The sequence below is a fragment of the Sinomonas susongensis genome (assembly GCF_005877005.1).
In the GTDB taxonomy this organism is placed as follows: Bacteria; Actinomycetota; Actinomycetes; order Actinomycetales; family Micrococcaceae; genus Sinomonas; species Sinomonas susongensis.
Genome location: NZ_SSNH01000009.1, coordinates 14,249 through 38,867, shown reverse-complemented (window position 1 = coordinate 38,867; position 24,619 = coordinate 14,249). Strand labels below are relative to the sequence as shown.

23 protein-coding genes, 1 tRNA gene and 1 riboswitch are annotated in these 24,619 nt (G+C 69.9%); of the genes, 19 read left to right on the top strand and 5 right to left on the bottom strand.

Going from position 1 to position 24,619, the window contains the following annotated elements:
• Nucleotides 1-75 precede the first annotated feature (75 nt).
• Nucleotides 76-248: riboswitch (cyclic di-AMP (ydaO/yuaA leader) on the top strand.
• A gap of 4 nt (nt 249-252) precedes the next feature.
• The 7 genes from E6A21_RS12980 (at nt 253) to E6A21_RS12950 (ending at nt 8,616) form a co-directional block, all read left to right on the top strand.
• Nucleotides 253-549, top strand: coding sequence for a hypothetical protein (locus E6A21_RS12980; protein ID WP_138444581.1), 297 nt, complete (start codon nt 253-255; stop codon nt 547-549).
• 103 nt (nt 550-652) lie between these two features.
• Nucleotides 653-1,441, top strand: a complete 789-nt coding sequence (locus tag E6A21_RS12975; RefSeq protein WP_138444580.1) for an NlpC/P60 family protein — start codon at nt 653-655, stop codon at nt 1,439-1,441.
• 265 nt (nt 1,442-1,706) lie between these two features.
• Nucleotides 1,707-2,207 carry an HNH endonuclease gene (locus E6A21_RS12970; protein WP_138444579.1) on the top strand — a complete coding sequence of 167 codons (501 nt, stop codon included), beginning with the start codon at nt 1,707-1,709 and terminating at the stop codon, nt 2,205-2,207.
• The gene (locus tag E6A21_RS12965) at nt 2,171-3,181 is read left to right on the top strand and encodes an NTP transferase domain-containing protein (protein ID WP_246036487.1); all 1,011 of its coding nucleotides are present in this window, start codon (nt 2,171-2,173) and stop codon (nt 3,179-3,181) included. The genes E6A21_RS12970 and E6A21_RS12965 overlap by 37 nt, the downstream gene beginning before the upstream one ends.
• Nucleotides 3,178-4,515 carry a molybdopterin molybdotransferase MoeA gene (locus E6A21_RS12960; protein ID WP_138444578.1) on the top strand — a complete coding sequence of 446 codons (1,338 nt, stop codon included), beginning with the start codon at nt 3,178-3,180 and terminating at the stop codon, nt 4,513-4,515. Before E6A21_RS12965 ends, E6A21_RS12960 begins: the two co-directional genes overlap by 4 nt.
• 82 nt (nt 4,516-4,597) lie before the next feature.
• Entirely contained in the window at nt 4,598-5,452 is an 855-nt protein-coding gene (gene fdhD, locus E6A21_RS12955) for a formate dehydrogenase accessory sulfurtransferase FdhD (RefSeq protein ID WP_138444577.1), read from the top strand.
• A gap of 107 nt (nt 5,453-5,559) precedes the next feature.
• Entirely contained in the window at nt 5,560-8,616 is a 3,057-nt protein-coding gene (locus E6A21_RS12950; RefSeq protein WP_138444576.1) for an alpha-mannosidase, read from the top strand.
• Nucleotides 8,617-8,770: 154 nt separating this feature from the next.
• Here E6A21_RS12950 and E6A21_RS12945 read toward each other — a convergent pair whose 3' ends face one another.
• Together E6A21_RS12945 and E6A21_RS12940 are read right to left on the bottom strand one after the other, a co-directional pair.
• Entirely contained in the window at nt 8,771-9,502 is a 732-nt protein-coding gene (locus E6A21_RS12945) for a hypothetical protein (protein ID WP_138444575.1), read from the bottom strand.
• Nucleotides 9,499-10,233 (bottom strand): hypothetical protein, encoded by a 735-nt coding sequence (locus E6A21_RS12940; protein WP_138444574.1) that lies wholly within the window; start codon nt 10,231-10,233, stop codon nt 9,499-9,501. The genes E6A21_RS12945 and E6A21_RS12940 overlap by 4 nt, the downstream gene beginning before the upstream one ends.
• Before the next feature lie 210 nt (nt 10,234-10,443).
• Here E6A21_RS12940 and E6A21_RS12935 point away from each other — a divergent pair, with 210 nt between their 5' ends.
• From E6A21_RS12935 to E6A21_RS12920, 4 genes are all read left to right on the top strand, one after another.
• Nucleotides 10,444-12,345, top strand: a complete 1,902-nt coding sequence (locus E6A21_RS12935) for an ABC transporter ATP-binding protein (RefSeq protein ID WP_138444573.1) — start codon at nt 10,444-10,446, stop codon at nt 12,343-12,345.
• Between the two features lie 33 nt (nt 12,346-12,378).
• Nucleotides 12,379-12,795 carry an NUDIX hydrolase gene (locus tag E6A21_RS12930; protein WP_138444572.1) on the top strand — a complete coding sequence of 139 codons (417 nt, stop codon included), beginning with the start codon at nt 12,379-12,381 and terminating at the stop codon, nt 12,793-12,795.
• Between the two features lie 104 nt (nt 12,796-12,899).
• Nucleotides 12,900-14,177 carry an alkaline phosphatase family protein gene (locus tag E6A21_RS12925; RefSeq protein WP_138444571.1) on the top strand — a complete coding sequence of 426 codons (1,278 nt, stop codon included), beginning with the start codon at nt 12,900-12,902 and terminating at the stop codon, nt 14,175-14,177.
• On the top strand, nt 14,174-15,322 hold the full coding sequence (locus tag E6A21_RS12920; RefSeq protein ID WP_138444570.1) for an alkaline phosphatase family protein: 1,149 nt from the start codon (nt 14,174-14,176) through the stop codon (nt 15,320-15,322). Before E6A21_RS12925 ends, E6A21_RS12920 begins: the two co-directional genes overlap by 4 nt.
• A 3-nt stretch (nt 15,323-15,325) precedes the next feature.
• Here E6A21_RS12920 and E6A21_RS12915 read toward each other — a convergent pair whose 3' ends face one another.
• Nucleotides 15,326-15,838, bottom strand: coding sequence for a DUF6314 family protein (locus tag E6A21_RS12915; RefSeq protein ID WP_138444569.1), 513 nt, complete (start codon nt 15,836-15,838; stop codon nt 15,326-15,328).
• A 1-nt stretch (nt 15,839) separates the two neighbouring features.
• Nucleotides 15,840-15,913 (bottom strand) — tRNA-Arg (locus tag E6A21_RS12910).
• 93 nt (nt 15,914-16,006) lie between these two features.
• Between E6A21_RS12910 and E6A21_RS12905 the strand changes: the two genes are divergently transcribed.
• Nucleotides 16,007-16,750: a DUF998 domain-containing protein gene (locus E6A21_RS12905; protein WP_138444568.1), complete on the top strand. Its 744-nt coding sequence runs from the start codon at nt 16,007-16,009 to the stop codon at nt 16,748-16,750.
• On the opposite strand, the gene E6A21_RS12900 is transcribed toward E6A21_RS12905, so the two are convergent.
• Complete coding sequence (locus E6A21_RS12900) at nt 16,707-17,354, bottom strand: hypothetical protein (RefSeq protein ID WP_138444567.1); 648 nt, start codon at nt 17,352-17,354, stop codon at nt 16,707-16,709. The genes E6A21_RS12905 and E6A21_RS12900 overlap by 44 nt on opposite strands.
• 35 nt (nt 17,355-17,389) lie before the next feature.
• Between E6A21_RS12900 and E6A21_RS12895 the strand changes: the two genes are divergently transcribed.
• The 7 genes from E6A21_RS12895 (at nt 17,390) to sucD (ending at nt 24,496) form a co-directional block, all read left to right on the top strand.
• On the top strand, nt 17,390-18,208 hold the full coding sequence (locus E6A21_RS12895) for an inositol monophosphatase family protein (RefSeq protein WP_281281579.1): 819 nt from the start codon (nt 17,390-17,392) through the stop codon (nt 18,206-18,208).
• 77 nt (nt 18,209-18,285) lie between these two features.
• Nucleotides 18,286-18,474: a hypothetical protein gene (locus E6A21_RS12890; protein WP_138444566.1), complete on the top strand. Its 189-nt coding sequence runs from the start codon at nt 18,286-18,288 to the stop codon at nt 18,472-18,474.
• Nucleotides 18,475-18,599: 125 nt separating this feature from the next.
• Complete coding sequence (locus E6A21_RS12885; protein WP_138444565.1) at nt 18,600-19,109, top strand: DUF892 family protein; 510 nt, start codon at nt 18,600-18,602, stop codon at nt 19,107-19,109.
• A gap of 64 nt (nt 19,110-19,173) precedes the next feature.
• Nucleotides 19,174-19,572 (top strand): hypothetical protein, encoded by a 399-nt coding sequence (locus E6A21_RS12880; protein ID WP_138444564.1) that lies wholly within the window; start codon nt 19,174-19,176, stop codon nt 19,570-19,572.
• A 71-nt stretch (nt 19,573-19,643) separates the two neighbouring features.
• Nucleotides 19,644-22,079: a DNA helicase PcrA gene (pcrA, locus tag E6A21_RS12875; RefSeq protein WP_138444563.1), complete on the top strand. Its 2,436-nt coding sequence runs from the start codon at nt 19,644-19,646 to the stop codon at nt 22,077-22,079.
• Nucleotides 22,080-22,371: 292 nt separating this feature from the next.
• Nucleotides 22,372-23,550 carry an ADP-forming succinate--CoA ligase subunit beta gene (gene sucC, locus E6A21_RS12870; protein ID WP_138444562.1) on the top strand — a complete coding sequence of 393 codons (1,179 nt, stop codon included), beginning with the start codon at nt 22,372-22,374 and terminating at the stop codon, nt 23,548-23,550.
• 10 nt (nt 23,551-23,560) lie between these two features.
• On the top strand, nt 23,561-24,496 hold the full coding sequence (sucD, locus tag E6A21_RS12865) for a succinate--CoA ligase subunit alpha (protein ID WP_138444561.1): 936 nt from the start codon (nt 23,561-23,563) through the stop codon (nt 24,494-24,496).
• The last annotated feature ends 123 nt before the right edge of the window (nt 24,497-24,619 follow it).

The window sequence follows — 24,619 nt, the reverse complement described above, 5'->3', positions numbered from 1 at the left end:
TTTCCGTGCGAAGTCGGCTACGCTCATTCCTGTTCCAACTCCAACCAAGATGGAACATCCGGTCAGATTGCCTAGCTCTGCCGCTGGCCGGAATCCGTTCGCACAACCGTATGGCAGGGGCGGGGGAACCAATTTCGGGCCTCCTCACGGAGGTCCTTGGGGTAAAGCAGCCCGGTGCTTGCACCGGGAGGCCGGATACTTCCAGTCCGAACCCGACAGCTCACCTCGCAGGCATTGGGAGAGGCTACCTCTGTGTCGTCACGCAACGTCATTGCGCGTCGTCGGGCCACGCCGGTCCGCAGCAGCCGCACCGCGGCTGTCGCTCCGGCCACCCCTGGCGACGCAGGCATCGTCGGTCGTACGGCCGTCGCCGCTGCGGCACGCTTGACCATTGCCACGGGCTCGCCCGTGTCAAACAAGCTGCAGCGCAAAGCCTCGGTCCTCTCCGACGTCGACAGCGCCCGTACCGCGGGCGTCGTCGCGTCAAAGAAGTCGGTTTCCGGCCTGCATCCGCAAGCCGCTGGTTCCGGTTTCTATACGTTCCGCTGACCCCCTGACCGTGAGGGTTCACGGCCGTCCCCAACGGCCGCGACCCCATCCGTGTGCCAGACCCCCAACGGCACGCGGGCGACGAAAGAGAGAAACGCCCCAGATGTCCACTCGTGCTGGAATCGCTCGGCACCGGGCCGAGAACACCTCGTCCATCGCCATCATCGCGAAGGCTATGACGGAGAACGCCGGCGGCATGGGCCGCCAGGCTGCTGTGATCGCTGCCGCCTCGGGCCTCGTCCTGACCAGCGGCGTTGCCGCCAACGCCGCCGAGCTCCCCACTCAGCGTGAGGCCTCCGCGCCGACCGCCCTCCAGGTTCAGACTGCCGTCGACGCCCACGTCGCCGCCGATGCTGGTGCTCAGGTGAGCTTCGAGCGTCCCGCTGTCGGTTCCGAGGCCGCTCCGGCCCCGGCTCCTGTCGCGGACCCGACGCCCGCCCCCGCGGTGCAGCAGGCTGCAACGACCATCACGCAGGCTGCGGACACCACCCCCGCGCCTGCGGCCGCCACCACCGCAACCGCGACGGCCGCCGTCCAGACGGCTCCCGCCGCGTCCTCGAGCGGGAAGGGTGCCGCGATCGCTGCTGCCGCGTACGCCCAGCTCGGCGTCCACCAGGACTGCACGATGCTCGTGACGAACGCGCTTGCCGCTGTCGGCATCTACTTCCACGGCTGGCCGGCTGACTACATGTCCCTCGGCCACATCGTGAGCGCCGGTGCGGCCCAGCCCGGCGACCTCGTGTACTACCAGAACGGCGGCATGGGCATGGCCCACATCGCTGTCTACGTCGGCAACGGCATGGCTGTGCACGGCGGCTGGGACGGCGACAACACCGTCCTCTACAGCGTGAACGTCGGCTCCGGCCCGGTCTTCATCCACGTCGACCGCTGATCCCGGACCTTCCGCTCGAACGGCGCTCCTCCTGACGGAGGGGCGCCGTTGTGCGTTCCCGCCGGCCGATGTCGCGGCTCGTCCCGAGTGCCCCCGCGAGGTGTCACGAGAGTGAACAGTCGGATACAGCTTGCACCCCAAGACGACGCCAGTTCGTACAACTGCAAATTCGTTCAGTACTCTAAGAGAGTCGATCAGCCCGACCATGCACAGGGCAGCCGGCCCTGTGCCCCTGATCGGGTGCGGCCGTGAAGAGGAACGCAGCATGCGCACACTCGTCCTGAATGCCGGTTACGAACCGCTGGCGGTGGTCAGCTTCCGCCGAGCGCTCGTGCTTGTCCTCGCCGGAAAGGCGAGCATCGTGGCGGAGGACGGCGAGCCAGTCGTCGGTCCACGCGATGTGCTCGGACGCCCGTCGGTGATCCTGCTCAACCGCTACATCAGACCCCGGAGAACGCACACCGCGACGGTCAGCAGACGCGGGGTCCTGCGCAGGGACGGGCACCTGTGCGCGTACTGCGGCAAGACGGCGCACACCATCGACCATGTGCTGCCCAGGTCGCGTGGCGGCAAGGACACGTGGGAGAACCTGGTCGCCTGCTGCCTGCGGTGCAACAACGTCAAGGGAGACCACACTCCCGGCGAGATGGGGTGGAAGCTCCGCTTCATTCCCCAGGCACCGGTCGGCACCGTCTGGCAGATCAAGGAGCTCGAGAAGCCGGTGGCCCAGTGGAGCCCCTTCCTCCTCCCGGAGTCGGCGGCCTGAGCACGCCCCAGGCGGTTCCTGCCTTCGACGCCGTCATCCTGGCCGGAGGACGGGCCTCACGACTCGGGGGCTACCCCAAGCCGCAGCTCGTGTACGAGGGCGTCACGCTCCTTGAGCGCGCCCTCGCCGCGGTGGGCGATGCCCGCCGGGTCGTCGTCGTCGGCCCGCGCCAGCGCGTCGGCTCCCGAGCAGGGACGGCCCCTCCTCTCAGCTGGGCGCGCGAGTCGCCGCGGTTCGCTGGGCCGGTGGCCGCCCTCGGCGCTGGGGTCGCCGCGCTCACGGCCTCACACGAGGACGGGGGCGGAGAGGAGGCAGCGCCGTGGGTTGCCGTCCTGGCGGCCGACCTCCCGCTTGCGGACGAGGCGCTCGCGCCGCTCCTCGAGGCCTGCGCGCGCGAGCCGGCTGCCGACGTCGTGCTCGGCGAGGACGACGCCGGCCGGCAGCAGCCGCTGCTCAGCGTCTACCGCTCGGGACCCCTCGAGCAGGCCCTCGCCGCGCTGGCCGACGGCGGCGGCCTCGCCGACCGTCCACTGCGGGATCTCATTGCTAGGCTGTCGGTGCAGCCCCTGCGCCTGACGCCCGGCCTCGCCGACGATGTCGACACGTGGTCCTCCGCGGAGCGTTGGGGCATCCGCCGCCCGGACGGACCGGGCGCGCAGAGCGAGTTCGAGGAGCCCGAGATGCCCGAGACGGACAACGACGAGATCCTGCGGGCATGGTGCGCCGAGCTGGTCGAGGCCTTCGAGCTCGATGGGCTCGAAGTCGACATCGACGCCGTGCTCGGTCTCGCGGGAGTGGCGGCCCACGGAGTCGTGCGCCCCGCCGCACCGCTCACGACCTTCATCGCGGCCTACGCGGCCGGGTTCGCCGCAGGCAGCGGCCAGGCCGGGGAGAAGACCGCCATGGAATCGGCCATCGACCTCGCGCGCAAGACCCTGAAGTCGCGGGCCGAACGGTCCGGGTCCGGGGAATGACCGACGGCGCCGCGGGCGCCGCGCACTCCCTGCACCACTCGTGGTCGGAGGCCCGCGCGGCGGCGGCGGCCGCGGGCTCTCCCATCCCGCCCGTCGAAGCCCCGCTTTCCGTGTGCGCGGGCCGCGCCCTCGCCAAGGACCTCACCGCGCTCACCCCGATGCCGCACTACGCGTCGTCGGCCATGGACGGCTGGGCCGTGAGCGGGAGCGGCCCGTGGATCCTCGCCGAGCGTGGGGAGCCCCTTGCCGCGCACCAGGCGAGCCCCATCGTGACCGGTGGTGTCCTGCCGCCGGGGACCCGCGCCGTCCTGCGCCGCGAACACGGTGAGATCGCGCCCGACGAGGAGGGCCTCCCACACCTGCGCCTCAGCCCCGCCGCCCCGCCCGGGGCGCCGTCCGGCGGGGCCGACATCCGCCCGGCGGGGGAGGAGGCGCAGCCTGGCGACGTGCTGCTGGCGGCCGGGACCGAGCTCGGCCCGGCCCAGCTCGCGCTTGCGGCGCTTGCTGGGTACGACGAGCTCCCAGTGGAGGGGCGGCCGCTCGTGCGGATCGTCCGGACGGGTTCCGAGGTGGTCGAGTCCGGGGTCCCCGCGCCGGGCCGCGTCCGCGACGTCTTCAGCTTCCTCATCCCGCCGCTCGTCGCCGCCCACGGCGGCGTCCTCGTGGGCCAGCGCAAGATCGGCGACGGCGCAGAGGAGTGGCACGCCGCGCTTGCCGACGACGATGCTGGCGGTCCGGCAGCGCCGGGGGCCGGCCCCCTGGGCCCGGCGGACGTCGTCATCACCACGGGTGGCACAGGGAAAGGCGAGTCCGATCACCTGCGGGACGTCGTGGCCCGACTCGGCGGACGCCTGCTCGTGGACGGCATCTCGATGCGGCCAGGGCACCCCACCGTCCTGGCGGAACTGCCCGACGGCCGGTTCTTCGTGGGGCTCCCGGGCAACCCGCTCGCAGCCGTCATGGGATTCCTGGCCGTGGGGGAGCCGCTCCTCGCTTCCCTCGCGGGGCGCGAGCCGCTTGGGGCCGTGGAACTGCCGTCCGGAACGGTCTTCGAGCCCGAGCTCAGACGGACCCGCCTCGTCCCGTTCCGGCGCATGTACGGCATGGCCTCGCCCGCAGGAGCGAGCGGGGCGGGCATGCTCCGCGGGCTCGCGCGCGCCGACGGCGTCATGGTGATCCCGCCGCACGGCGTCCAGCTCGGCGAACCCGTGCAGGCGCTGCCTCTCCCGTGGGGGCGGCCGCTCGCGGAACCCGCCACGCTGGCAGTACCGAAGCCGAAGCGACGCAGCGTCACGTCGAAGGAACCCGTCGACTGGAGCGGGCTCGACGCGTGAGGCCGCCCCGAGCGCGGCCCGCCTCGCCTTCAGGAGCCGAGAGGGGCAGGATGGTCCCACGAGCATCGACGGAAGGATTCCCATGGGCCGGCTGAGCCAGCGGCGCCGCGTGCGCAAGTTCGTCCTCGACAGCGAGTACCCGGTGCGGGACAAGGAGGACGTGCTCGCCGTCGAGGAGCCACTCGAGATCCGCCTCGCGGCGCCTTCCGGGAGCCTCTCGTACAGCGTCACGATGCGCACTCCCGGGGACGACTTCGACCTTGTGGCAGGCTTCCTCGTCTCGGAGGGTGTCGTCTGGGAGCCGGGGCAGATCATCGCCGAGCGCTTCTGCGGCGGCGAGGACGAGGAGGGCCGCCAGACGTTCAACGTCGTGCAGGCCCAACTGCGCCCGGACGTCCCCATGCCGGAGAAGGGACGTGCCGTCTACACGTCGAGCTCGTGCGGGATCTGCGGGACGGATTCGATCGAGTCCGTCCGGCGCGCGGGGCACCACAGCCCCGCGGACGACGGCGTGCGCCTCCTCCCCGAGCTCGTCGCGGGGCTCCCGGCCCGGCTCCGTGAAGCCCAGGCCCTCTTCGAGAAGACCGGCGGCGTGCACGCGGCGGGGCTGTTCCGGGTGGACGACGGCGGGACCTCCGCCGAGCTGCTGTGCCTCCGGGAGGACGTCGGGCGGCACAACGCCGTGGACAAGGTCGTCGGCTGGGGGCTGCGCTCGGGCAGCCTCCCGCTCGCGGGCACCGTGCTGCAGGTCTCGGGCCGCGCTTCCTTCGAACTCGTGCAGAAGGCCGCCATGGCGGGAATCCCCGTGCTCGCGGCGGTGAGCGCGCCCTCTTCGCTCGCCGTCGAGCTCGCCGAGGAGTCCGGCGTGACCCTCATCGGGTTCAGCCGGGGCACCGGGTTCAACGTCTACGCAGGGCACGAGCGGCTGCTCTCCTGACCCCTGGTTCTCCGCCCACGGCCGACGGCGGGCGCTTCCACTCCTGACTACGGTCGAGTAGGTTGGAAAAGGGGTCCGTTACTCCATCGATTGGAGCGAGAGCGCACGTGCACGACGATCGGCTCATCACTGAAGCGCGCATCGACAGGTTTCTCCGCGACCGGCTCGAACAGGCCGTCTACCGCCGCAGCCTCCCCCTGAGGGCGGAACGCTGGGACGCTCCCGGTGAGCCTGTCTCCGTGAACGAAGCGCTCGAGCAGGCGTACCGGCCCACCGCCGAAGGCGATGCCTGGGGGCCGACGTGGGGAACCACTTGGCTGCGGCTTTCGGCCGAGGTGCCCGAGGACTGGGGCGGGCAGGGCTTCGACGTGGAGGCCGTCGTCGACCTCGGCTTCTCGCCGCAGGTTCCGGGCTTCCAGTGCGAGGGGCTCGCATGGTCGCCGGAGGCCACGCCGATCAAGGCCATCAACCCGCGCAACCGCTACGTGCCGCTCGCCGAGCTCGGCGGCGGCTCGCGCGTCGTCTTCTACGTCGAAGCGGCCGCCAACCCTGACCTTGCATTGAACTGGGGCTTCGTGCCCACGGCCCAGGGCGACCTCGAGACGTCGAGCCGCGAGCCCCTCTACCGCCTCGGGCCGATGGTGCTCGCCGAGCGGGACCACGAGGTGTGGGAGCTCGTGCAGGACGTCTACAGCAGCCGCGGGCTCATGCACGAGCTTCCCATGGACCGTCCGCGGCGGTACGAGATCCTCCGCGCCCTCGAGCGCATGTGCGACGTCGTGGACCCCGACGACGTCTCCGGCACGGCGGCGGCCGGACGGGAAGCGCTCGCCGGCGTGCTCGCTGCCCCGGCCACCGCGAGCTCGCTCCGGCTCGTGACGACTGGGCACGCCCACATCGACTCGGCCTGGCTCTGGCCCGTCCGCGAGACCATGCGCAAGTGCGCCCGGACCTTCTCCAACGTGGTCTCCCTCATGGACGCCGATCCCGAGTTCACGTTCTCGTGCTCCTCCGCCCAGCAGCTCGCATGGATCAAGGAGCTCTACCCGGACCTGTTCGAACGCATCAAGGAGAAGGTCGCCGAGGGGCGCTTCGTGCCCGTCGGGGGCATGTGGGTCGAGGCCGACGGCAACATGCCGGGCGGTGAGGCGATGGCGCGGCAGTTCGTCGAGGGCAAGCACTTCTTCCTCGAGGAGTTCGGCGTCGAGTGCGAGGAGTGCTGGCTGCCGGACTCCTTCGGCTACTCGGCCTCCCTCCCGCAGATCGTCCGTTCCGCCGGCGCCCGCTACTTCCTCACCCAGAAGACCTCGTGGAACCAGGTCAACCGGATTCCACACCACAGCTTCTACTGGGAAGGCATCGACGGGAGCCGCGTCTTCACGCACTTCCCGCCGACCGACAACTACAACTCGGACCTCGCGGCCTCGGAGCTCGCGTACGCCGAGCGGAACTTCCGCGAGAAGGGCCGCGCGACCATGGGCCTCGTGCCCTTCGGCTACGGCGACGGGGGCGGCGGGCCCACGCGCGAGATGCTCGCGGCCGCGCACCGCGCGCGGGACCTCGAGGGCTCGCCCCGGGTCGAGCTCGGGCGCCCCGGCGACTTCTTCGCGGAAGCGGAGGCCGAGTACAGCGACGCGCCGGTGTGGACCGGTGAGATGTACCTCGAGAAGCACCGTGGGACCTACACGACCCAGGCGGCGACGAAACGGGGCAACCGCCGGTGCGAGCACCTCCTGCGCGAGGCCGAGCTCTGGTGCGCGACTGCGGCCGTCCGGGCGGGCGCCACCTATCCCGCTGCCGAACTCAAGCGGCTCTGGCGGACGGTGCTCCTGCAGCAGTTCCACGACATCCTGCCGGGAAGCGCCATCGCCTGGGTCCATCACGACGCCGAGCGCAACTATGCCGCCGTCGAGGCCGAGCTTGAGCGCATCATCGCCGAGGCCGCCCGCGCCGTCGTCGGCGAGGGGGAGACTCGCCTCCTGCTCAACGCTGCGCCGCACGCCCGCGGGGGCGTTCCAGCGCTGGGGGCCGGCGACGTCGCGCCCTCGGCTCGGGGCGCGCACGTGAGCGAGCAGACGACGCCCGACGGACGCACGTGGGTCCTCGACAATGGGCTCGTACGGGCGGAAGTCGACGAACGCGGCCTGCTCGTGTCGCTGCGCGAGGCCGGGGGAGGCCGCGAGACGATATCGCCGGGCCACGCGGGGAACCTGCTCGAACTGCACCGTGACACTCCGAACGAGTGGGATGCGTGGGACGTCGACGTGTTCTACCGGCGGGCCAGCACAAGGCTTGAGGAAGCATCGTCGGTCAACGCGTCGGCGGGTGCGGACGGTGAGGCGGCGGTCGAGGTGCGGCGGGAATTCGGCGGCTCGAGCGTCAGCCAGCGCCTCGTGCTGGCGCCGGGCTCGCCGTCGCTCCGCATCGAGACCACCGTCGACTGGCACGAGCGCGAGAAGCTCCTCAAGCTCGGCTTCCCGCTCGACCTCAGGGCGGAACGATCCGCCTCAGAGATCCAGTTCGGCCACGTGTTCCGGCCGATCGCAACCAATACCTCGTGGGACTGGGCCCGGTTCGAGACGTGCGCCCACCGCTGGATCCATGTCGGCGAGGGATCGTTCGGAGTCGCGCTCACCAACTCCTCGAGCTATGGGCACGACGTCACGCGGAGCGTGCGCTCGGACGGGGGCACGACGACGCTTGTGCGGCTCTCGCTGCTGCGCTCCCCGCGCTACCCGGACCCGGAGACGGACCAGGGCCGGCACTCCTTCACGGTGACCGTACGGCCCGCTGCGGGAATCGCGGATGCGGTCGAGGAGGGTTACCGGACGAACCTCGAGCCGAGGTTCGTGAACGGTGCCCGCCCAGCTGCTCCGCTCGTGGCGGTCGACAATGCGGCAGTCGTGGTGGAGGCAGTCAAGCTCGCCGAGGACGGCACGGGCGACGTCGTGGTGCGGCTCTACGAGTCACGCGGCGAACGGGCGGAAGCGAACGTGGTTCCGGGATTCCCGGCGGCGTCGGTCGATTCTGTGGACCTCCTCGAGCGTCCGTGGGCGAGCGGCGAGGCGGCCGCTGCCCGCCTTGAGCGCGGCCCCGATAGCTCCGCGGCGATGGTGCTGAGGCCGTTCCAGCTCGTGACACTGAGGTTCAGGAGAGACGCGTAGGGCCGGATCCGGAGGGCCCACTCCTTGGCTGAGTGGAGGCGGCCCGAAGGCCGCCGCCACTCATCCCCCCAATGCTGAAGCGCCCATCCCCCTGACGGCCGCGTTCACACATCCATGATTCTCACACAGAGTAATGAATATGTGAACCTATTCATCAAGTGTGTGGATTTTTTTCGTCGGCGCCGACAAAGTTGCGCGAGCGCGCCTTGCCCAGGACCGACGACACCCACACGAGCGCCAGGCCGACGCAGATCAGCAGGATGGTGCTGTAGTTGATGCTCTGCGAGAGCCACAGGTCCTCCTTCGGAAGGACAGTGATGATGTTCGAGACGGCGAGGTCCACGTAGCCGAGGCCGAGGAACGCGGCGGCCCACCTCAGGAGGGGCGGGCCGGGGCGCCGCACCGTCGAGGCGAGGACCGGAAGCAGCACGATGCCCGTGAACGTCGGGTAGATCCGTCCCATCGTGCCGTAGACCGCCGGCCACAGTTCGAGGTCGGGCGTGTTGAACCCGACGCGCGAGGTGGTCACGTCGGAAAGCACGAAGGAGGCCACGAGGACTGCGCTCGACGCGGCGAGCAGCCCGAGCCCGAACGGCCCGAGGAGCGCGCGCTCCGCCCGGTAGCCCGAGAACGCCCGGGCCACTCGAACGCCGAGCAGGAGGACGAAGCCGTAGATGACGAAGCGGAGGATGAGGTTCGCCATGTTGTGGCCCCCGAGCAGGCGATCGACGGCGAGGTAGGGGCCCTCGATGCTCAGCAGGACTGCGAGATCCAGCAGTGTCATGAGCCAGAACATGAGTCGGTTGTGGCCGTGCAGGAACGCGGGAAGCCGCGTCAGCAGGAGGATCGTGACGACCGCGCAGGTCGCCCACTGTAGCCAGATCACGCTAGATGGTCCCATGCTCGCCGGGCGGCCCGCTCGTCGTGTTCCTGGCGCTTGAGCGAGCGGCCCAGCACGGCGAGGCGCTCCGACGCGAGCAGCGTCAGCTCGGCGTCGCTCAGCCGCCCGAGGGCGTCCTGGACTGCCGACGGCGGCCACCCGGCTTCGTCAGCCGTGACGAGCCCGGTCACGACGAGGCCGTTGCGGAGCCCGACGCCGGCCTCCCGCGCTGTCCGGACCGCCAGCTCGGGCGTGAGCCGGTTCGCGCTCAGCTGCGCCGAGTAGTTCTGCGGGGCGATGCCCGCGGCGAGGCTCACGCGGTGCCGGAGTTCGCCGTCGTCGATCGCCTCGACCCACTGCCTCACCGCGGGCCGCTCGCCCAAGCCCTCGTCCGCCGGGACCGCCGGTGCGGGGCCGGCCGGCTGGGCGCCCACCCGCACGAGGAGCTCCTGGAGGAGGCGCGCCGTCGGGGTCTGGCTCAGGACCTCCGCGTCCGTCGGCGGCGCGACGCTCACTGCCAGCTCGCGGTACTGGTCGAACTCCGCGAGGCCCAGTACGGGGTTTCGCCCGTACGCCCGCGCGACGGCGACGACGGTCGTCTCCGCGACCTTCCCCCGCACGAGCTGCTGGGCAAGGGTGCTCCGCTTGACGCCCGACTGGCGGCACACGTCAGCCGTGCTCGACCCGGGCGCCAGCTGGCTGATCCAGCGCTGGAACGCGACGGCGGAGACGGACATTCAGCACCTTTCTGGTCAGGTCGGGCGGCTCCCGGGGCAGACGGCGTGTCGGCCGAGTCTGATTTTACGACCGCCGCAGGGTGATCTATGCTGAATTCAGGCCCGCCGGCTCGCGCACCCCCCAATCGCGAGCCGGCGGGCGCTTCACTTGTGTGAGGGATCCGCGTCCGGGCCTATCCTGACAAGGCACGGAAAGGCGGTGACCGGCGCATGAGCATGGACCGGGCGGCGTGGAGCTACATGCACGCCATGGGCAAGGCGAAGGACGGGTCCAATCCCTTTACCAGGGCCACCCTCAAGCGGGTCCTCCGGTTCGCAAGGCCGTACCGCTGGCGCATCCTCGTCTTCGTCGTCGTCTCGATCCTCGACGCCATCGCGTCCGTGGCCACCCCGGTCCTCGCGGGGCAGGTCGTCGATTCGATCGTCGCGCGTTCGGGCCTCGGCCCCGTCGTCTTCCTCGCGGTCCTCATCGCCCTCCTCGCGGTCGCCGACGCCGGCTTCAGCCTGCTCTCCCGGTGGATGTCCTCGCTCATCGGCGAGGGCGTGATCCTCGACCTGCGCCGCGCCGTCTTCGACCACGTCCAGAAGATGCCGATTGCGTTCTTCATGCGGACGCGGACGGGCGCCCTCGTGAGCCGGCTCAACAACGACGTCATCGGCGCCCAGTCGGCGTTCGCCGGCACGCTCAGCGGCGTCGTGAGCAACAGCGTCTCGCTCATCCTGACGGTCGCCGTCATGCTCCAGAAGTCGTGGCTCGTCACGCTCCTCTCGCTCCTCCTGCTGCCGCTCTTCCTGTTCCCCGCGCGCCGCATGGGCACGAAGATCGCCGAGATGCGACGCGAGGCGGCCGCGTACAACGCCGCGATGGGCAATCAGATGACGGAGCGGTTCTCGGCGCCGGGAGCGACCCTCATCAAGCTCTTCGGCCGCCCGGACGAGGAGTCGGCCGAGTTCGCCGCGAAGGCGACGCGCGTGCGGGACATCGGCGTCCGCAGCACCGTCCTCGCGTTCGCTTTCATCACGTCGCTCACGCTCGTCTCCTCGCTCGCCCTCGCCCTCGTCTATGGGGTCGGCGGCGCGCTCGCGGTGAGCGGGCAGATGGCGGCGGGCGACGTCGTCGTGCTCGCGCTGCTGCTCACCAAGCTCTACGCGCCCATCACCTCCCTCTCGAACGCCCGCGTCGACGTCATGAGCGCGCTCGTGAGCTTCGAGCGGGTCTTCGAAGTGCTCGACCTTGTCCCCCTCATCCGCGAGAAGGACTCGGCCCGCCCACTCCCGGACGGCCCCGTCTCGGTCGAGTTCGACGACGTCCGGTTCTCGTATCCGTCCGCGGACAAGGTCTCGCTCGCCTCGCTCGAAGAGGTGGCCGTACTCGACACCCGCGGGGGCGAACAGGTCCTCCACGGGCTCTCGTTCGCCGTCGAGCCGGGGCAGACGGTAGCGCTCGTCGGTTCCTCGGGCGCCGGGAAGTCGACGACGGCGCAGCTCATCGCGCGCCTGTACGACGTCGACTCCGGGGCGGTCCGGATCGGCGGGGTCGACGTCCGGGACACGACGTTCGCCTCGCTCCGGCGCACAGTGGGCATGGTGACCCAGGACGGCCACCTCCTGCATGAATCGATCGCGGCCAACCTGCGACTCGCCGCTCCGGTCGCCACGGACGACGAAATCTGGGACGCCCTTCGGCGGGCCCGGCTGGACGGCATGGTCCGGTCGTTGCCCGACGGCCTCGAGACCGTCGTGGGGGAGCGCGGATACCGGCTCTCGGGCGGCGAGCGCCAGCGCCTCACGATCGCCCGCCTCCTGCTCGCCCAGCCCCGCGTCGTGATCCTCGATGAGGCGACCGCTTCGCTCGACTCGACGAACGAGGCGGCTGTCCAGGCTGCCCTCACGGAGGCCCTCGCGGGACGCACCGCCCTCGTCATCGCCCACCGCCTCTCGACGATCCGGGCTGCCGACCAGATCCTCGTCGTCGAGGACGGGCGCATCGTGGAGCGGGGGACGCACGCGGACCTGCTCGCGGCCGAGGGCCGGTACGCCGAGCTCTACAACACCCAGTTCGCCCAGGCCGTCGCCGTCGCCGAAGACTCCGGGCTCGACGTCGCCCGCTGAGGGAGAGGGCCCGCCCCGCGATAGGCTCGCGGAGTGGTTCCTCCCATCGTGGTTTCTGCCGTCTGCGTCTTCTCGCCGGACGGCCGACTGCTGACCGTGCGCAAGCGCGGGACACACCGCTTCATGCATCCGGGCGGCAAGCCGGAGGCGGGCGAGAGCCCGGCAGAGGCTGCGAGCAGAGAGCTCGCCGAGGAGGTCGGGATCGCGGTGGCGGCAGAGGAGCTCGAACCGATGGGCTTCTGGATCGCCCGCGCGGCCAACGAGGCTGGGACGGACATCGAGGCCACGGTGTTCACGGCGCCGGGCACCTACGAGCCCTCGAGGGTCCATGCCTCGGCGGAGATCGCCGAACTCCGATGGCTCGACCTCGCTGCCGAGCTTCCGGGAGACCTCGCCCCGCTTCTGACCGACCATGTCGTCCCCGCGCTCACGGCCCGCCGTCGCGCCTGACGGCACATGGGGTCACGGCACATTCGGTCAGGCACGCGAATTCCGGGTGAACGCTCGGTGACATCCCGCCCGGCAGGTTCTACTAGCCGGTAGGTTTAGGGGCCGTGAGCATCTCCCGCCGCAACTTCCTCTCCGCCGCAACGGTGGCAGCTGCCGGCGCAGCCGCCCTCCCCGGCGCGGTGCCGCAGACTGCCCGCAGCGCCGCGCAGGCGCCGCTGCCCGCCCCGGGCGCATCCGGGATCGACCACATCGTCGTCGTGATGATGGAGAACAGGTCCTTCGACCATTTCCTCGGCTGGCTCCCCGGCGCCAACGGCCGGCAGGCCGGCCTCACCTACATCGACCGCTACGGGGTACCGCACGGCACCCATCACCTCACGGACTACCAGGGCTGCAGCCACCCCGACCCCGACCACTCCTACGAGGGCGGACGGATCGAGTTCAACAACGGAAAGTGCGACGGCTGGCTCCGTGCAGGGGACAACGACGAGTTCGCGGTGGGCTACTACACGTCGGCCGATCTCGCGTTCTTCGCCCAGGCCGCGCCCGCTTGGACGGTGTGCGACAACTACTACGCCGCCGTCATGGCCGAGACCTACCCCAATCGCTTCTACCAGCACGCGGCCCAGACGGACCGGCTCCACAACTCCACCGTGACGGCCACCATGCCCACGATCTGGGACCGCCTGTCCTCCGCCGGCGTGACCGGCAAGTACTACTACTCCGACGTACCGTTCCTCGCGCTGTGGGGCACGAAGTACCTCCCGATCTCGTCGCCCTACGCCCAGTTCCTCAGCGACTGTGCGGCGGGCACCCTTCCCTCGGTGAGCTTCGTCGATCCGAGGTTCACCGACGAGAGCTCCGGCACTTCCGGGGACGACCACCCCCACGCCGACGTCCGCTCCGGCGAGCTGTTCCTGAACGAGATCTACCACGCCGTCACGACGTCGCCCGCCTGGTCGAGAACGCTCCTCGTCGTGAACTTCGACGAGTGGGGCGGCTTCTTCGACCACGTGGCACCATCGACGGCCCCCGATGTGAGCCAGACGACCGCCCTGCGCGGCTTCCGCGTGCCAGCCCTCGTCGTCTCGCCCTACGCCCGGCGGGGCTCGGTCGCGTCCGGAGTCTACGACCACACGTCGGTGCTCAAGGCGATCGAGTGGCGCTGGGGCCTTCCGGCGCTCACCCCGCGAGACGCGAACGCGAGCAACATTGCTCAGGTCCTCGACTTCTCGGCGGCGCCGAACCTCTCGGCGCCGGCCTTCACCGTTCCGCCGTTCGTGGCGGGTCCGGCGTGTACGCCCCTCCCCGGCGGCGACCCCGAGGACGAATGGACACCCCTCAAGACGAAGGCCGTCGCGGAAGGATGGAACCTCGCATGAACCGCCTCCCCCTCCTCGCCGTGCCACGGCGGCGCGTGCCCGCCATCGTCCTTGCCGCCGTCGCCGTGATCCTCCTCGTCGCGGCAGGGCTCCTCCGCGGAGGCTTCGGGCAGGCGACCGCCGCGTCCAAGACGCCGCAGTACCTTCCGCCGACCGCCCACGTGTTCGTTGTCAATCTCGAGAACAAGGGCTACGACGAAACGTGGGGCTCCGGCTCGCAGGCGCCCTATCTCTCCCAGACGCTGCGCTCGCAGGGAGTGCTCCTGAACTCGTACTACGGCATCGGGCACAACTCCCTCGACAACTACATCGCCGAGATCTCCGGCCAGGGCCCCAACGACCAGACGCAGGCGGACTGCCAAAGCTACACCCCGTTCGCCCAGACGGGAACCGTCTCGCCGGGCCAAGCCGTAGGCAGCGGCTGCGTCTACCCGACGGGCGTGCCGACGCTCGCGGACCAGCTCGCAGGGGCGGGGAAGTCCTGGAAGGGCTACATGGAGGACATGGGAACCGCCTGCCGACATCCCCAGCTCGGCGCAGTGGACGACACCCAGAAGGCGCGCGTCGGCGACCAGTACGCCGCGCGGCACAACCCCTTCGTGTACTTCGCGGGCATCACAGGCTCGCCGTCGTGCGCCACGAACGACGTCGACCTTTCGGCCCTCACGCACGACGTGGCGTCAGTCTCGTCCACCCCGGACGTCTCCTTCATCACTCCGAACCTCTGCCACGACGGCCACGATTCGCCATGCGTCGACGGCGAGCCGGGCGGACTCGTCTCGGCCGATGCGTGGCTCAAGCAGTGGGTCCCGGTCATCACCGGTTCCCCGGCCTTCAAGCAGGACGGCGTGCTCGTCATCACGTTCGACGAGTCGGACAGCCCGCAGCAGGATTCGACGGCGTGCTGCGGCGAGGGCCCGGGCCCGAATGCTCCCTTGCCGGGAATCGCGGGAATGGGCGGGGGCCGGGTCGGGACGCTCGTTCTCTCGCCGTCCACGGCGGGTGGCACGTGGTCGACAACGCCGTACAACCACTACAGCCTCCTCGCGAGCATCGAGGACCTCTTCCATCTCCCGTACCTCGGGTACGCGAACACGCCGGGGCTCAACCGCTTCGGCCTGGACGTCTTCAACAAGAACGTCTGAGATTCAGCGGGAGGGGTGGCCGCCGACCCTGCCGACGTCGCGCCGCAGCCTGGTGGTGAGGAGCTGGTCCTTCCGGGGGCCCCGGACATCCCACTCGTACTGCAGCTCATCCGGTCCGAGCACCGTGTAGGCGACCCGGTAGTCGTCCGGCGCGCACCAGTGCTCGGCCTGCCACCTAGGACCCTGGTCGCCGCCATCGCCCGCGCCCGGCCGAACTGCGCCCAGGCGCACGGTGTGGAAGAAGCGCCCGTCGGGGAAGAAGACGTCCATGGTGTCAGGCGAAGCGGTCGGGCGCCAGACGTATTCGCGCGTCGCCTTGGCCTCGTGCTGCCCCCAGCGGAGGCGGCCGCTCTCACGCTGGAGGAGGGCGCCGTCGTCGCCCGCGGTTTCGGGAGGGCCGAAGGTGACGGTCCCGGAGAACGTGCCCCGGGCACCGGTCGCACGGTCGACGAGGGTCCGTTCGACCGTCCATACGCCGCTCAGGTAGGCGGACAGATCCGGGACTGAATACGACAAGTGCCCCCGACCGGAATCGAACCGATGGCCTGCCCTTTAGGAGAGGGCCGCTCTATCCTACTGAGCTACGGGGGCCTTGGGCCCGGGTGCCCGGGCACGCTCTCTAGCATATCGTTTTCCCGCGCCGGGTTCCGCCACCTCCCCGGCGGCGCTGGCTAGTGTGGCCTCATGCGCTCCCGGCAGACCTTCCCCGCCCCGGCGGACGTCCGGCACTACCTCGGCGCATGGTCGGCCGTGAGCGTCGTCCAGTTCTTCGCGGCCGAGTTCGTTGTCGCGCTCCACTGGGCCGGGCCCGCTCCCTACAGCCCGACGGCGAATTTCATCAGCGACCTCGGGGCGCTCCACTGCGGAATCCACTCGGGCAGGGAAGTGTGCTCCCCGCTCAACTGGCTCATGAACGGCTCGTTCGTCCTGCAGGGCCTCGGCATGCTCCTGGCGGCGGTGCTCATCACCTCCACCGTGCTCGGGGTCGCCGCTCGGCCCGACGTTCCCTCCCCGAAGGGGCTCACGGCGACGACCGCCGTCCGCGTCCTGCTCGCCGCGGCAGGTGCGGGACTCGTCGTCGTCGGCCTCGTCCCGGAGGATTCGATCGACGCGCTGCACCTCACGGGAGCGGGGTTCTACTTCGGCGGTGCCTCGCTCGCCCTCGTCGTCCTGGGCGCGCAGTGGCTCGCGCACACGCGCGCGGGCTGGGCGGTTCTGGGACTCGGGCTGATCTCGCTCGTCTCTACGGCCATCGGCGCCGCGACGCGACTCCACGTGCCCGAACCAGGCCTGCTCGAACGCTTCATGGCCTACCCGATCACGTTCGGCATAGCGGCAATGGGCGCCGTGGTCTTCGCGGGTGCGCGGCGCCAGAGGACCGAGATCAGGCGTCTGCGGGCTGCGCGTCCTTCTTCCGCTGCCAGTTGAGCAGGGCGACGGCGCCGCCTCCCAGCACGACTACGACGAACAGCACCCACCCGAGCACCACGAGCACCGAGGCAAGGGCGGCGAGGCCCGCGTCGAACGCGTGCGCGCCGAGGGCGTCGTCGATCGCGATCTGCCCCCAGATGCTCACGACGGCGAACAGCAGGACTCCCGCGAAGCCCGCCCGGCGAACCGCCCGGGACCTGGCCCATGCCCCGAAGACGAGGAGGAACGTCAGGCTGAAGACGACGACGAAGATCGTCCCAGCCGTCTTGTGGACGTAGCTGAGCTGGCCCAGGGCATCGGAGTTCAAGGCTCCGCGGAGCTGCTGGACGTAGCCGCTCGAGAAGCCGCCGATGAGCGAGTCGGGCATGGCGAGGCCGTTGCTGAGCTGCGTCATCTGCGTGAGCGTCAGCAGGTGGAAGTACCAGAACATGAAGAGCGTGGCACCGAGGGCGGCGATGATGATCAGCCTCGGGTTGCCATCCCCCGGATGGGCGCTCGTCGTCTGGGGGGCGGGAATGCGGGTGTCGCCTTGGTGCCCCGAGGGAGCGACGGCGGCCCTCTCGCCATGCTTGCGGGCGCGTTGGGCGGGGGTCTTGGACATGATTCCATTATCGCTAGGCTGGAGGGGTGCCCCAGTTGACGGAAGACCTGGCCTTGGACCCTGCCCTCGACGACGCCGCCCTCGCGGCCGCCCTCGTCCGCAACGCCGGCGGCCTCGCCCTGCGGATGCGGACGGACGGGCTCTCGGCCGAGCGGAAGACCTCGGTCTCCGACATCGTCACCGCCGCGGACAAGGCGGCGGAGGCGTACGTCGTCGAGCAGCTGCAGCGATGCCGCCCCGACGACGGCGTCTTCGGCGAGGAGGGCGCCTCGATACCCTCGTCGTCCGGGCGCACGTGGGTGATCGACCCCGTCGACGGAACGTTCAACTTCTTCTCAGGCTCGCACTACTGGTGCTCTGCCATCGCGCTCAGGGGCGAGGCCGCGACGACCGAGGCCGACCCCGACGTCGTCCTCGGCGCGATCTTCCAGCCGCAGGAGGAGAAGCTCTGGGTCGGCGGGAAGGGGGTGCCGGCGACCCTCAACGGCGAGCCGCTCGCCGGTCCCGCGGACGCCCCGCTGGCACTGCTCGGCACCGCCACCTCGATCCAGCCCCGCTGGCTCGAGCAGCCGCTCTCCGCGATGCCCTGGCACAACGCCGCGGTCAAGGCCGCCTCCATCCGCATCCTCGGTTCCGGCTCGTGCGACCTGGCCCGAGTCGCCCAGGGGGAGATCGGAGCCTGGTTCCAGCACTCCTGCCCGCAATGGGACTGGCTGCCGGGCAAGGCCATCCTCGGGGCCGCCGGCGGAACGACCGGTACCGTCGTCGTCAACGGGCTCACGTGGTTTGTCGCAGGAGGGCCGACGGCCGTCGGCGAGATCCTCACGGCGCTCGCCGAGGTGCAATTCGCCTGACCCGCGGCGGCCTTGACCCATCCCGCAAGCAATGCTGTGCTGGAAAGACCCAGTCAGCGATCGCTAGGAGGGGCATCATGGCCAGTATCGAAAACCAGGATCCGGTCCGCAGCCTCAGCGAAGACGAGGACCCGTCGCTCGACTACTCGGTGGAGCCAGATCTGCCGGTGTGGGACGAGGAGGACGTCGTGATCGACGACGAGGACGCGGTCGTCGAGGCCGATCCGGCCGACATCGCGGAGCAGCAGCGCAGCGCTGACGCCTGAGGCCTCCGGCCGCGCCGGGCGTTGCCGCACTCTCCGCTCCGCGGGAAAATTGAGGCAGGACTGCTCGGCACGGCCGCTGCCTTGGCGTCCGTGGTGCGCAGGTCCGCGGAAAGCGAGGTCGCGCTGTGTTCGAATACTTCACCGAAGCCCACGAGCTCTTCGTGTACCGTCTGGGCGTCGCACGCGGCACGAGCCGCAGGGCCATCGTGACGCTCGGGACACTCGAGCAGAACGCCCAGCGACGGGCCGTTGCCGCCCTCATGAGGGACCTCCAGGAGGATGCCCGCCTCCACGCCGCCGTCGTCGAGGACATCTTCGCCGACCTCGAGCGGAACGTCGCCGTGCCCGCGGTGCACACCGCCGACGGCCTGAACCACGAGGCGAACACCGTGCTGCGCAAGACGGACAAGTCGATCCTCGACCTTGCCGTGCTGCCGTTGGCGCTCGAAGTCCTCTACGGATCGGTCGCGGCGTACGAACCGCTCGCCGTCTACGCGCGCGATTGGCTCCAGGCCCGCATTGCCGAGCGCCTCGAAGGGATCCTGGTCGAGCTGCTCGCGGCGAGGAACCGGATTCTGGGGCTCCTGGGCGAGGTGTTCGAGAGCAGCGAGACTGTCGAGGCGACGACGGATTGAGCTGCGGGATTCCGAGCTTGCCGGAATGGAGAGCGCCGGGGCGTTTGGAGAGGATGGAGGAACCATGAGCGAGTCCAGGGCTGAAGGCGGGCGCCACGTGCAGACTGGCCAGAACGGCAGTGGCCAGAACGGCAGTGGCCAGACTGGAGGGGCCGCATCGGGCGAGTCCGGGTATCCGAAGGATGCGGCGCCGCACCACGCGAAGGTCGATCGCGCGGAGCTGCGGCACGAGCCCGGGGCTCCGCACTCGCGGCTCGGCCACTTCATGAGGACGATGGGGCACCTGCGGAGCGTCTACGGTCCCGCGGCGCATCGGGACCTGCGCGAGGACACGAGCCACGGCCACAACCCCGAGGACCTCAAGGAGTCCCGCGAGCTCGACGGGATCGACGTCCAGACCGACTCTGAAGGGCACCGCTACGGTGTCCGGAAGCCGCCCGAGGGGGATCAGGCCCCGCAGTGATCCGCCCGGGACGACCCTCCGTCGGGCCCGCGCCCACAACTGTCGGGACTCGGCCTTAAAATGGAAGCATCATGGAGATGCTCTTCGACCCGTACGCTGACCTGCCCAAGCCCGGCACGCCCGGGGGTGCGCAGGAACCGGACGACGTCGAGGCTCCGGTCCGCGACGTCTTGCCCGACGCCAGGGCCGAGCAGCTGCTCGAAGGGCTGAACCCCCAGCAGCACGAGGCAGTCGTGCATGCTGGAAGCCCGCTGCTCATCGTCGCCGGCGCGGGCTCGGGGAAGACCCGCGTCCTCTCGCACCGCATCGCCTACCTCATCGCGACCCGCCGGGCGCACCACGGCGAGATCCTCGCCATAACGTTCACCAACAAGGCCGCGGCCGAGATGCGCGAGCGCATCGAGTCGCTCGTCGGCGACAGGGCGAAGCGGATGTGGATCTCGACGTTCCACTCCTCGTGCGTGCGGATCCTGCGCCGCGAGGCCTCCGCAGTCGGCCTCAACTCGAACTTCTCGATCTACGACGCCGCCGATTCCCTGCGGCTCATCACGCTCGTCCACAAGGCGCTCGAGCTCGACCCCAAGAAGGTTGCCCCGAAGGCGGTCCAGCACAAGATCTCGGCCCTCAAGAACGAGCTCATCGACGCCGAGGACTTCTCGGCGCGCGCCAACATGAACGACCCGTTCGAGGCCGGCGTGGCCGAGGTCTACCGGAGCTACACGCAGCGCCTGCGGCAGTCGAATGCGATGGACTTCGATGACCTCATCGCGGAGACGGTGTACATGTTCCGCGCGTTCCCGGCCGTTGCTGAGGGTTATCGCCGCCGGTTCCGCCATGTGCTCGTCGACGAGTACCAGGACACGAACCACGCGCAGTACGCGCTCGTGCGGGAGCTTGTGGGCGAGGGCGCGGAAGCCTCGGAACTCACGGTGGTGGGAGATTCGGACCAGTCCATCTACGCGTTCCGCGGGGCCGACATCCGCAACATCGTCGAGTTCGAGAAGGACTACCCGAACGCGCGGACCATCAAGCTCGAGCAGAACTACCGCTCGACCCAGACCATCCTCTCGGCGGCGAACGCCGTCATCTCCCGCAATCCCAACCGGCCCGAGAAGACCCTCTGGACGGCCGAGGGCCACGGCGAGAAGATCATCGGCTACGCCGCGGAGAACGAGCACGAGGAGGCCCGGTTCATCGCCGGCGAGATCGACCGGCTCGTGGACACGGGCGACTATCGGCCCGGCGACTTCGCCGTCTTCTACCGCACGAACGCCCAGTCCCGAAGCCTCGAAGAGATCCTGATGCGGGTCGGCCTGCCCTACAAGGTCGTCGGCGGCACGCGCTTCTACGAGCGCAAGGAGATCAAGGACGCGCTCGCCTACCTGCGGGTCCTCGTCAACCCGGACGACGACGTCAACCTGCGCCGCGTGCTCAACGAGCCGAAGCGGGGGATCGGGGACCGTGCGGAGGGTGCACTCGCCGCTCTCGCGGAGCGCGACCGCATCCCGTTCATGGCTGCGATGCGTCGCGCCGATGAGGCTCCGGCCATGGCGACCCGCTCGGTCAACGCCGTCAAGGGCTTCGTGAAGCTCCTCGACGACCTCGCCGTCGTGGCTGCCGGTTCCGGAGCCGTGGCCTCGCTCGAGGCCGTGCTCGAACAGACGGGTTACCTCGCAGGGCTGCGCAACTCGACTGATCCCCAGGACGAGTCGCGCGTCGAGAACCTCGCCGAGCTCGTCGCCGTCGTCCGCGAATACGAGCGCGACAACCCGGAGGGAACGCTCTCCGACTTCCTCGAGCAGGTCTCGCTCGTGGCCGACGCGGACCAGATCCCCGACGCGCCCGGTGCCTCGCAGGAGGAGGTCGAAGCCGCCGTCGCCGAGGCCAAGCGCCAAGGGGTCGTCACGCTCATGACGCTCCACACTGCGAAGGGGCTCGAGTTCCCCGTCGTATTCCTCACCGGCATGGAGCACGGGGTGTTCCCACACCGCCGGTCGGCCACCGATCCGGACGAGCTCGCGGAGGAGCGGCGGCTCGCCTACGTCGGGCTGACGAGGGCGCGCGAGCGGCTCTACCTCACCCGCTCGGAGGTGCGCAGCCTCTGGGGACAGAGCGAGTACTACCCCGCGAGCCAGTTCATCGGCGAGGTGCCGGCCGAGCTCATCGAGTGGAAGCGCGAGGGCTCTGCCCGGCCGCCGGCGGTCGGTACTGCGGGGGATCGTTTCTCGTCACGGTACTCGGGCTCCTACTGGGGCTCGGGCTCAAGCCGGAATGCCCAGTTCGACGCGATCTCGTCGCCCCCGGCCGCCGTCCGGGCCAACCGCGTGCAGCCCCAGAAGGAGATCATCTCCGTGGCCATCGGCGACAAGGTCAACCACACGGCGTTCGGCGACGGGACTGTCATCGGCGTCGAGGGCTCGGGGGACAAGACCGTCGCGAAGGTCACGTTCCCCGTGGGGGAGAAGCGGCTCCTGCTGCGCTACGCGCCCTTGACCAAGGTGAGCTGAGGGATTCGAGGGGCGCTCGCCCGGGTTCGCCCGGGTCCCCCCCCCCCCCCCCGGGGAGTTCGGCGGAGAAGCTGGAGCGTTCGGCGGAGAAGCCGGACAGCTCAGCGGGGCCCTAAATTCTACACGATGTAGAGCTGTGCGGTTGGTCACGAAAAGGGCCCCCGGGGGACTGCTCCCATGGTGAGGGGCTAAAGTTTCCCCTTGGAGCACTGGGCCCGCCGACGGGGAGCTCCCAACGGCGAACCATGGTTGTTCCGAGTCAGAACTACTTCGACGTAGAGGACACTGAACCGTGGACCTGTTTGAATATCAGGCGCGCGATCTGTTCGAGGCACACGGTGTGCCCGTGCTTGCCGGAATCGTTGCGCATACCCCTGAGGAAGCGAAGGCTGCCGCCGAGAAGATTGGCGGCGTGACCGTCGTCAAGGCGCAGGTCAAGGTCGGAGGCCGCGGGAAAGCCGGCGGTGTCAAGGTCGCGAAGTCCGCGGATGAGGCTTTCGAGCACGCCCAGAAGATCCTCGGCATGGACATCAAGGGCCACACGGTCAAGAAGGTCATGATCGCCCAGGGCGCGGACATCGCCGAGGAGTACTACTTCTCGGTGCTGCTGGACCGTTCGAACCGCAACTACCTCGCGATGTGCTCGGTCGAGGGCGGCATGGAGATCGAGCAGCTCGCGGTCGAGCGCCCCGACGCCCTCGCGAAGGTCCCCGTCGACCCGGCTACGGGCATCGACCAGGCCAAGGCCAACGAGATCGTTGAAGCGGCTGGCTTCGCCCCGGAGCTGCGCGAGAAGGTAGCCGACGTCATCGTCAGGCTGTGGGACGTCTTCAAGGGCGAGGACGCCACGCTCGTCGAGGTCAACCCGCTCGTCAAGACCGGTTCGGGCGACATCGTCGCGCTGGACGGCAAGGTCTCCCTCGACGAGAACGCCTCGTTCCGCCACAAGGACCACGAGGAGCTCGCGGACAAGGATTCCGAGGACCCGCTCGAGGCGAAGGCGAAGGCCCTCGACCTCAACTACGTCAAGCTCGACGGCGAGGTCGGCATCATCGGCAACGGCGCGGGCCTGGTGATGTCCACGCTCGACGTCGTCGCCTACGCCGGAGAGAAGCACGGCAACGTCAAGCCGGCCAACTTCCTCGACATCGGGGGCGGCGCTTCGGCTGAGGTCATGGCGAACGGCCTCTCGATCATCCTCGGCGACGACCAGGTCAAGAGCGTCTTCGTCAACGTGTTCGGCGGCATCACCGCGTGCGACGCCGTCGCCAACGGCATCGTCGGTGCCCTCTCCAAGCTCGGCGACACGGCGAACAAGCCGCTCGTGGTCCGCCTTGACGGCAACAACGTCGACGAGGGCCGCCGCATCCTGCACGAGGCCAACCACCCGCTGGTCACCCTCGCCGAGAACATGGACCAGGGCGCCGACAAGGCCGCCGAGCTCGCCAACTCGTCCAATTCCGTGAAGTAAGGGACGCAAAATGTCGATCTTCCTGAACAAGAACAACAAGGTCATCGTCCAGGGCATCACGGGCAGCGAGGGCTCCAAGCACACCGCGCGCATGCTCGCGGCGGGGACCAACGTCGTCGGCGGCGTGAACGCGCGCAAGGCCGGCACCACCGTGAAGCACGACGACCAGCACGGCTCGCCGGTCGAGCTCCCGGTCTTCGGCTCCGTCAAGGAGGCCATGGCCGAGACCGGCGCGGACACCTCGATCGTGTTCGTTCCCCCGGCCTTCACGAAGGACGCCGTGGTCGAGGCGATCGAGTCCGAAATCGGTCTCGTCGTCGTCATCACCGAGGGCGTCCCGGTGCAGGACTCGGCCGAGTTCTGGGCCCTTGCGCAGTCCAAGAAGGACTCCAACGGCAACCAGATCACCCGCATCATCGGGCCGAACTGCCCCGGCATCATCACCCCGGGCGAGGCCCTCGTCGGCATCACCCCCGCGAACATCACGGGCAAGGGCGGCGTCGGGCTCGTCTCGAAGTCCGGCACGCTCACCTACCAGATGATGTACGAGCTCCGTGACCTCGGCTTCTCCACCGCCATCGGAATCGGCGGCGACCCCGTCATCGGCACGACCCACATCGACGCCCTCGCGGCGTTCGAGGCCGACCCCGAGACGAAGGCGATCGTCATGATCGGCGAGATCGGCGGCGACGCCGAGGAGCGCGCGGCCGAGTTCATCAAGAACAACGTCACGAAGCCGGTCGTCGGCTACGTGGCCGGCTTCACCGCCCCGGAGGGCAAGACCATGGGCCACGCCGGCGCCATCGTCTCCGGCTCCTCCGGCACGGCCCAGGCGAAGAAGGAGGCCCTCGAGGCCGCTGGCGTCAAGGTCGGCAAGACGCCGTCCGAAACCGCCCACCTCCTCCGCAGCGTGTACCCCAAGCACGAGGCACCCTCAGCACTCTGATGCGCCAAGCCGCCCTCCCAGAGGTCGGCGTCCGCTAACAGAGACCGACGGCGGGCGGCGCCGTCCCCCGCGGGAGGCGCCGCCCCCCCGCGGAGGGCGGGGGGCGGCGTCCCCGCGGGTTGG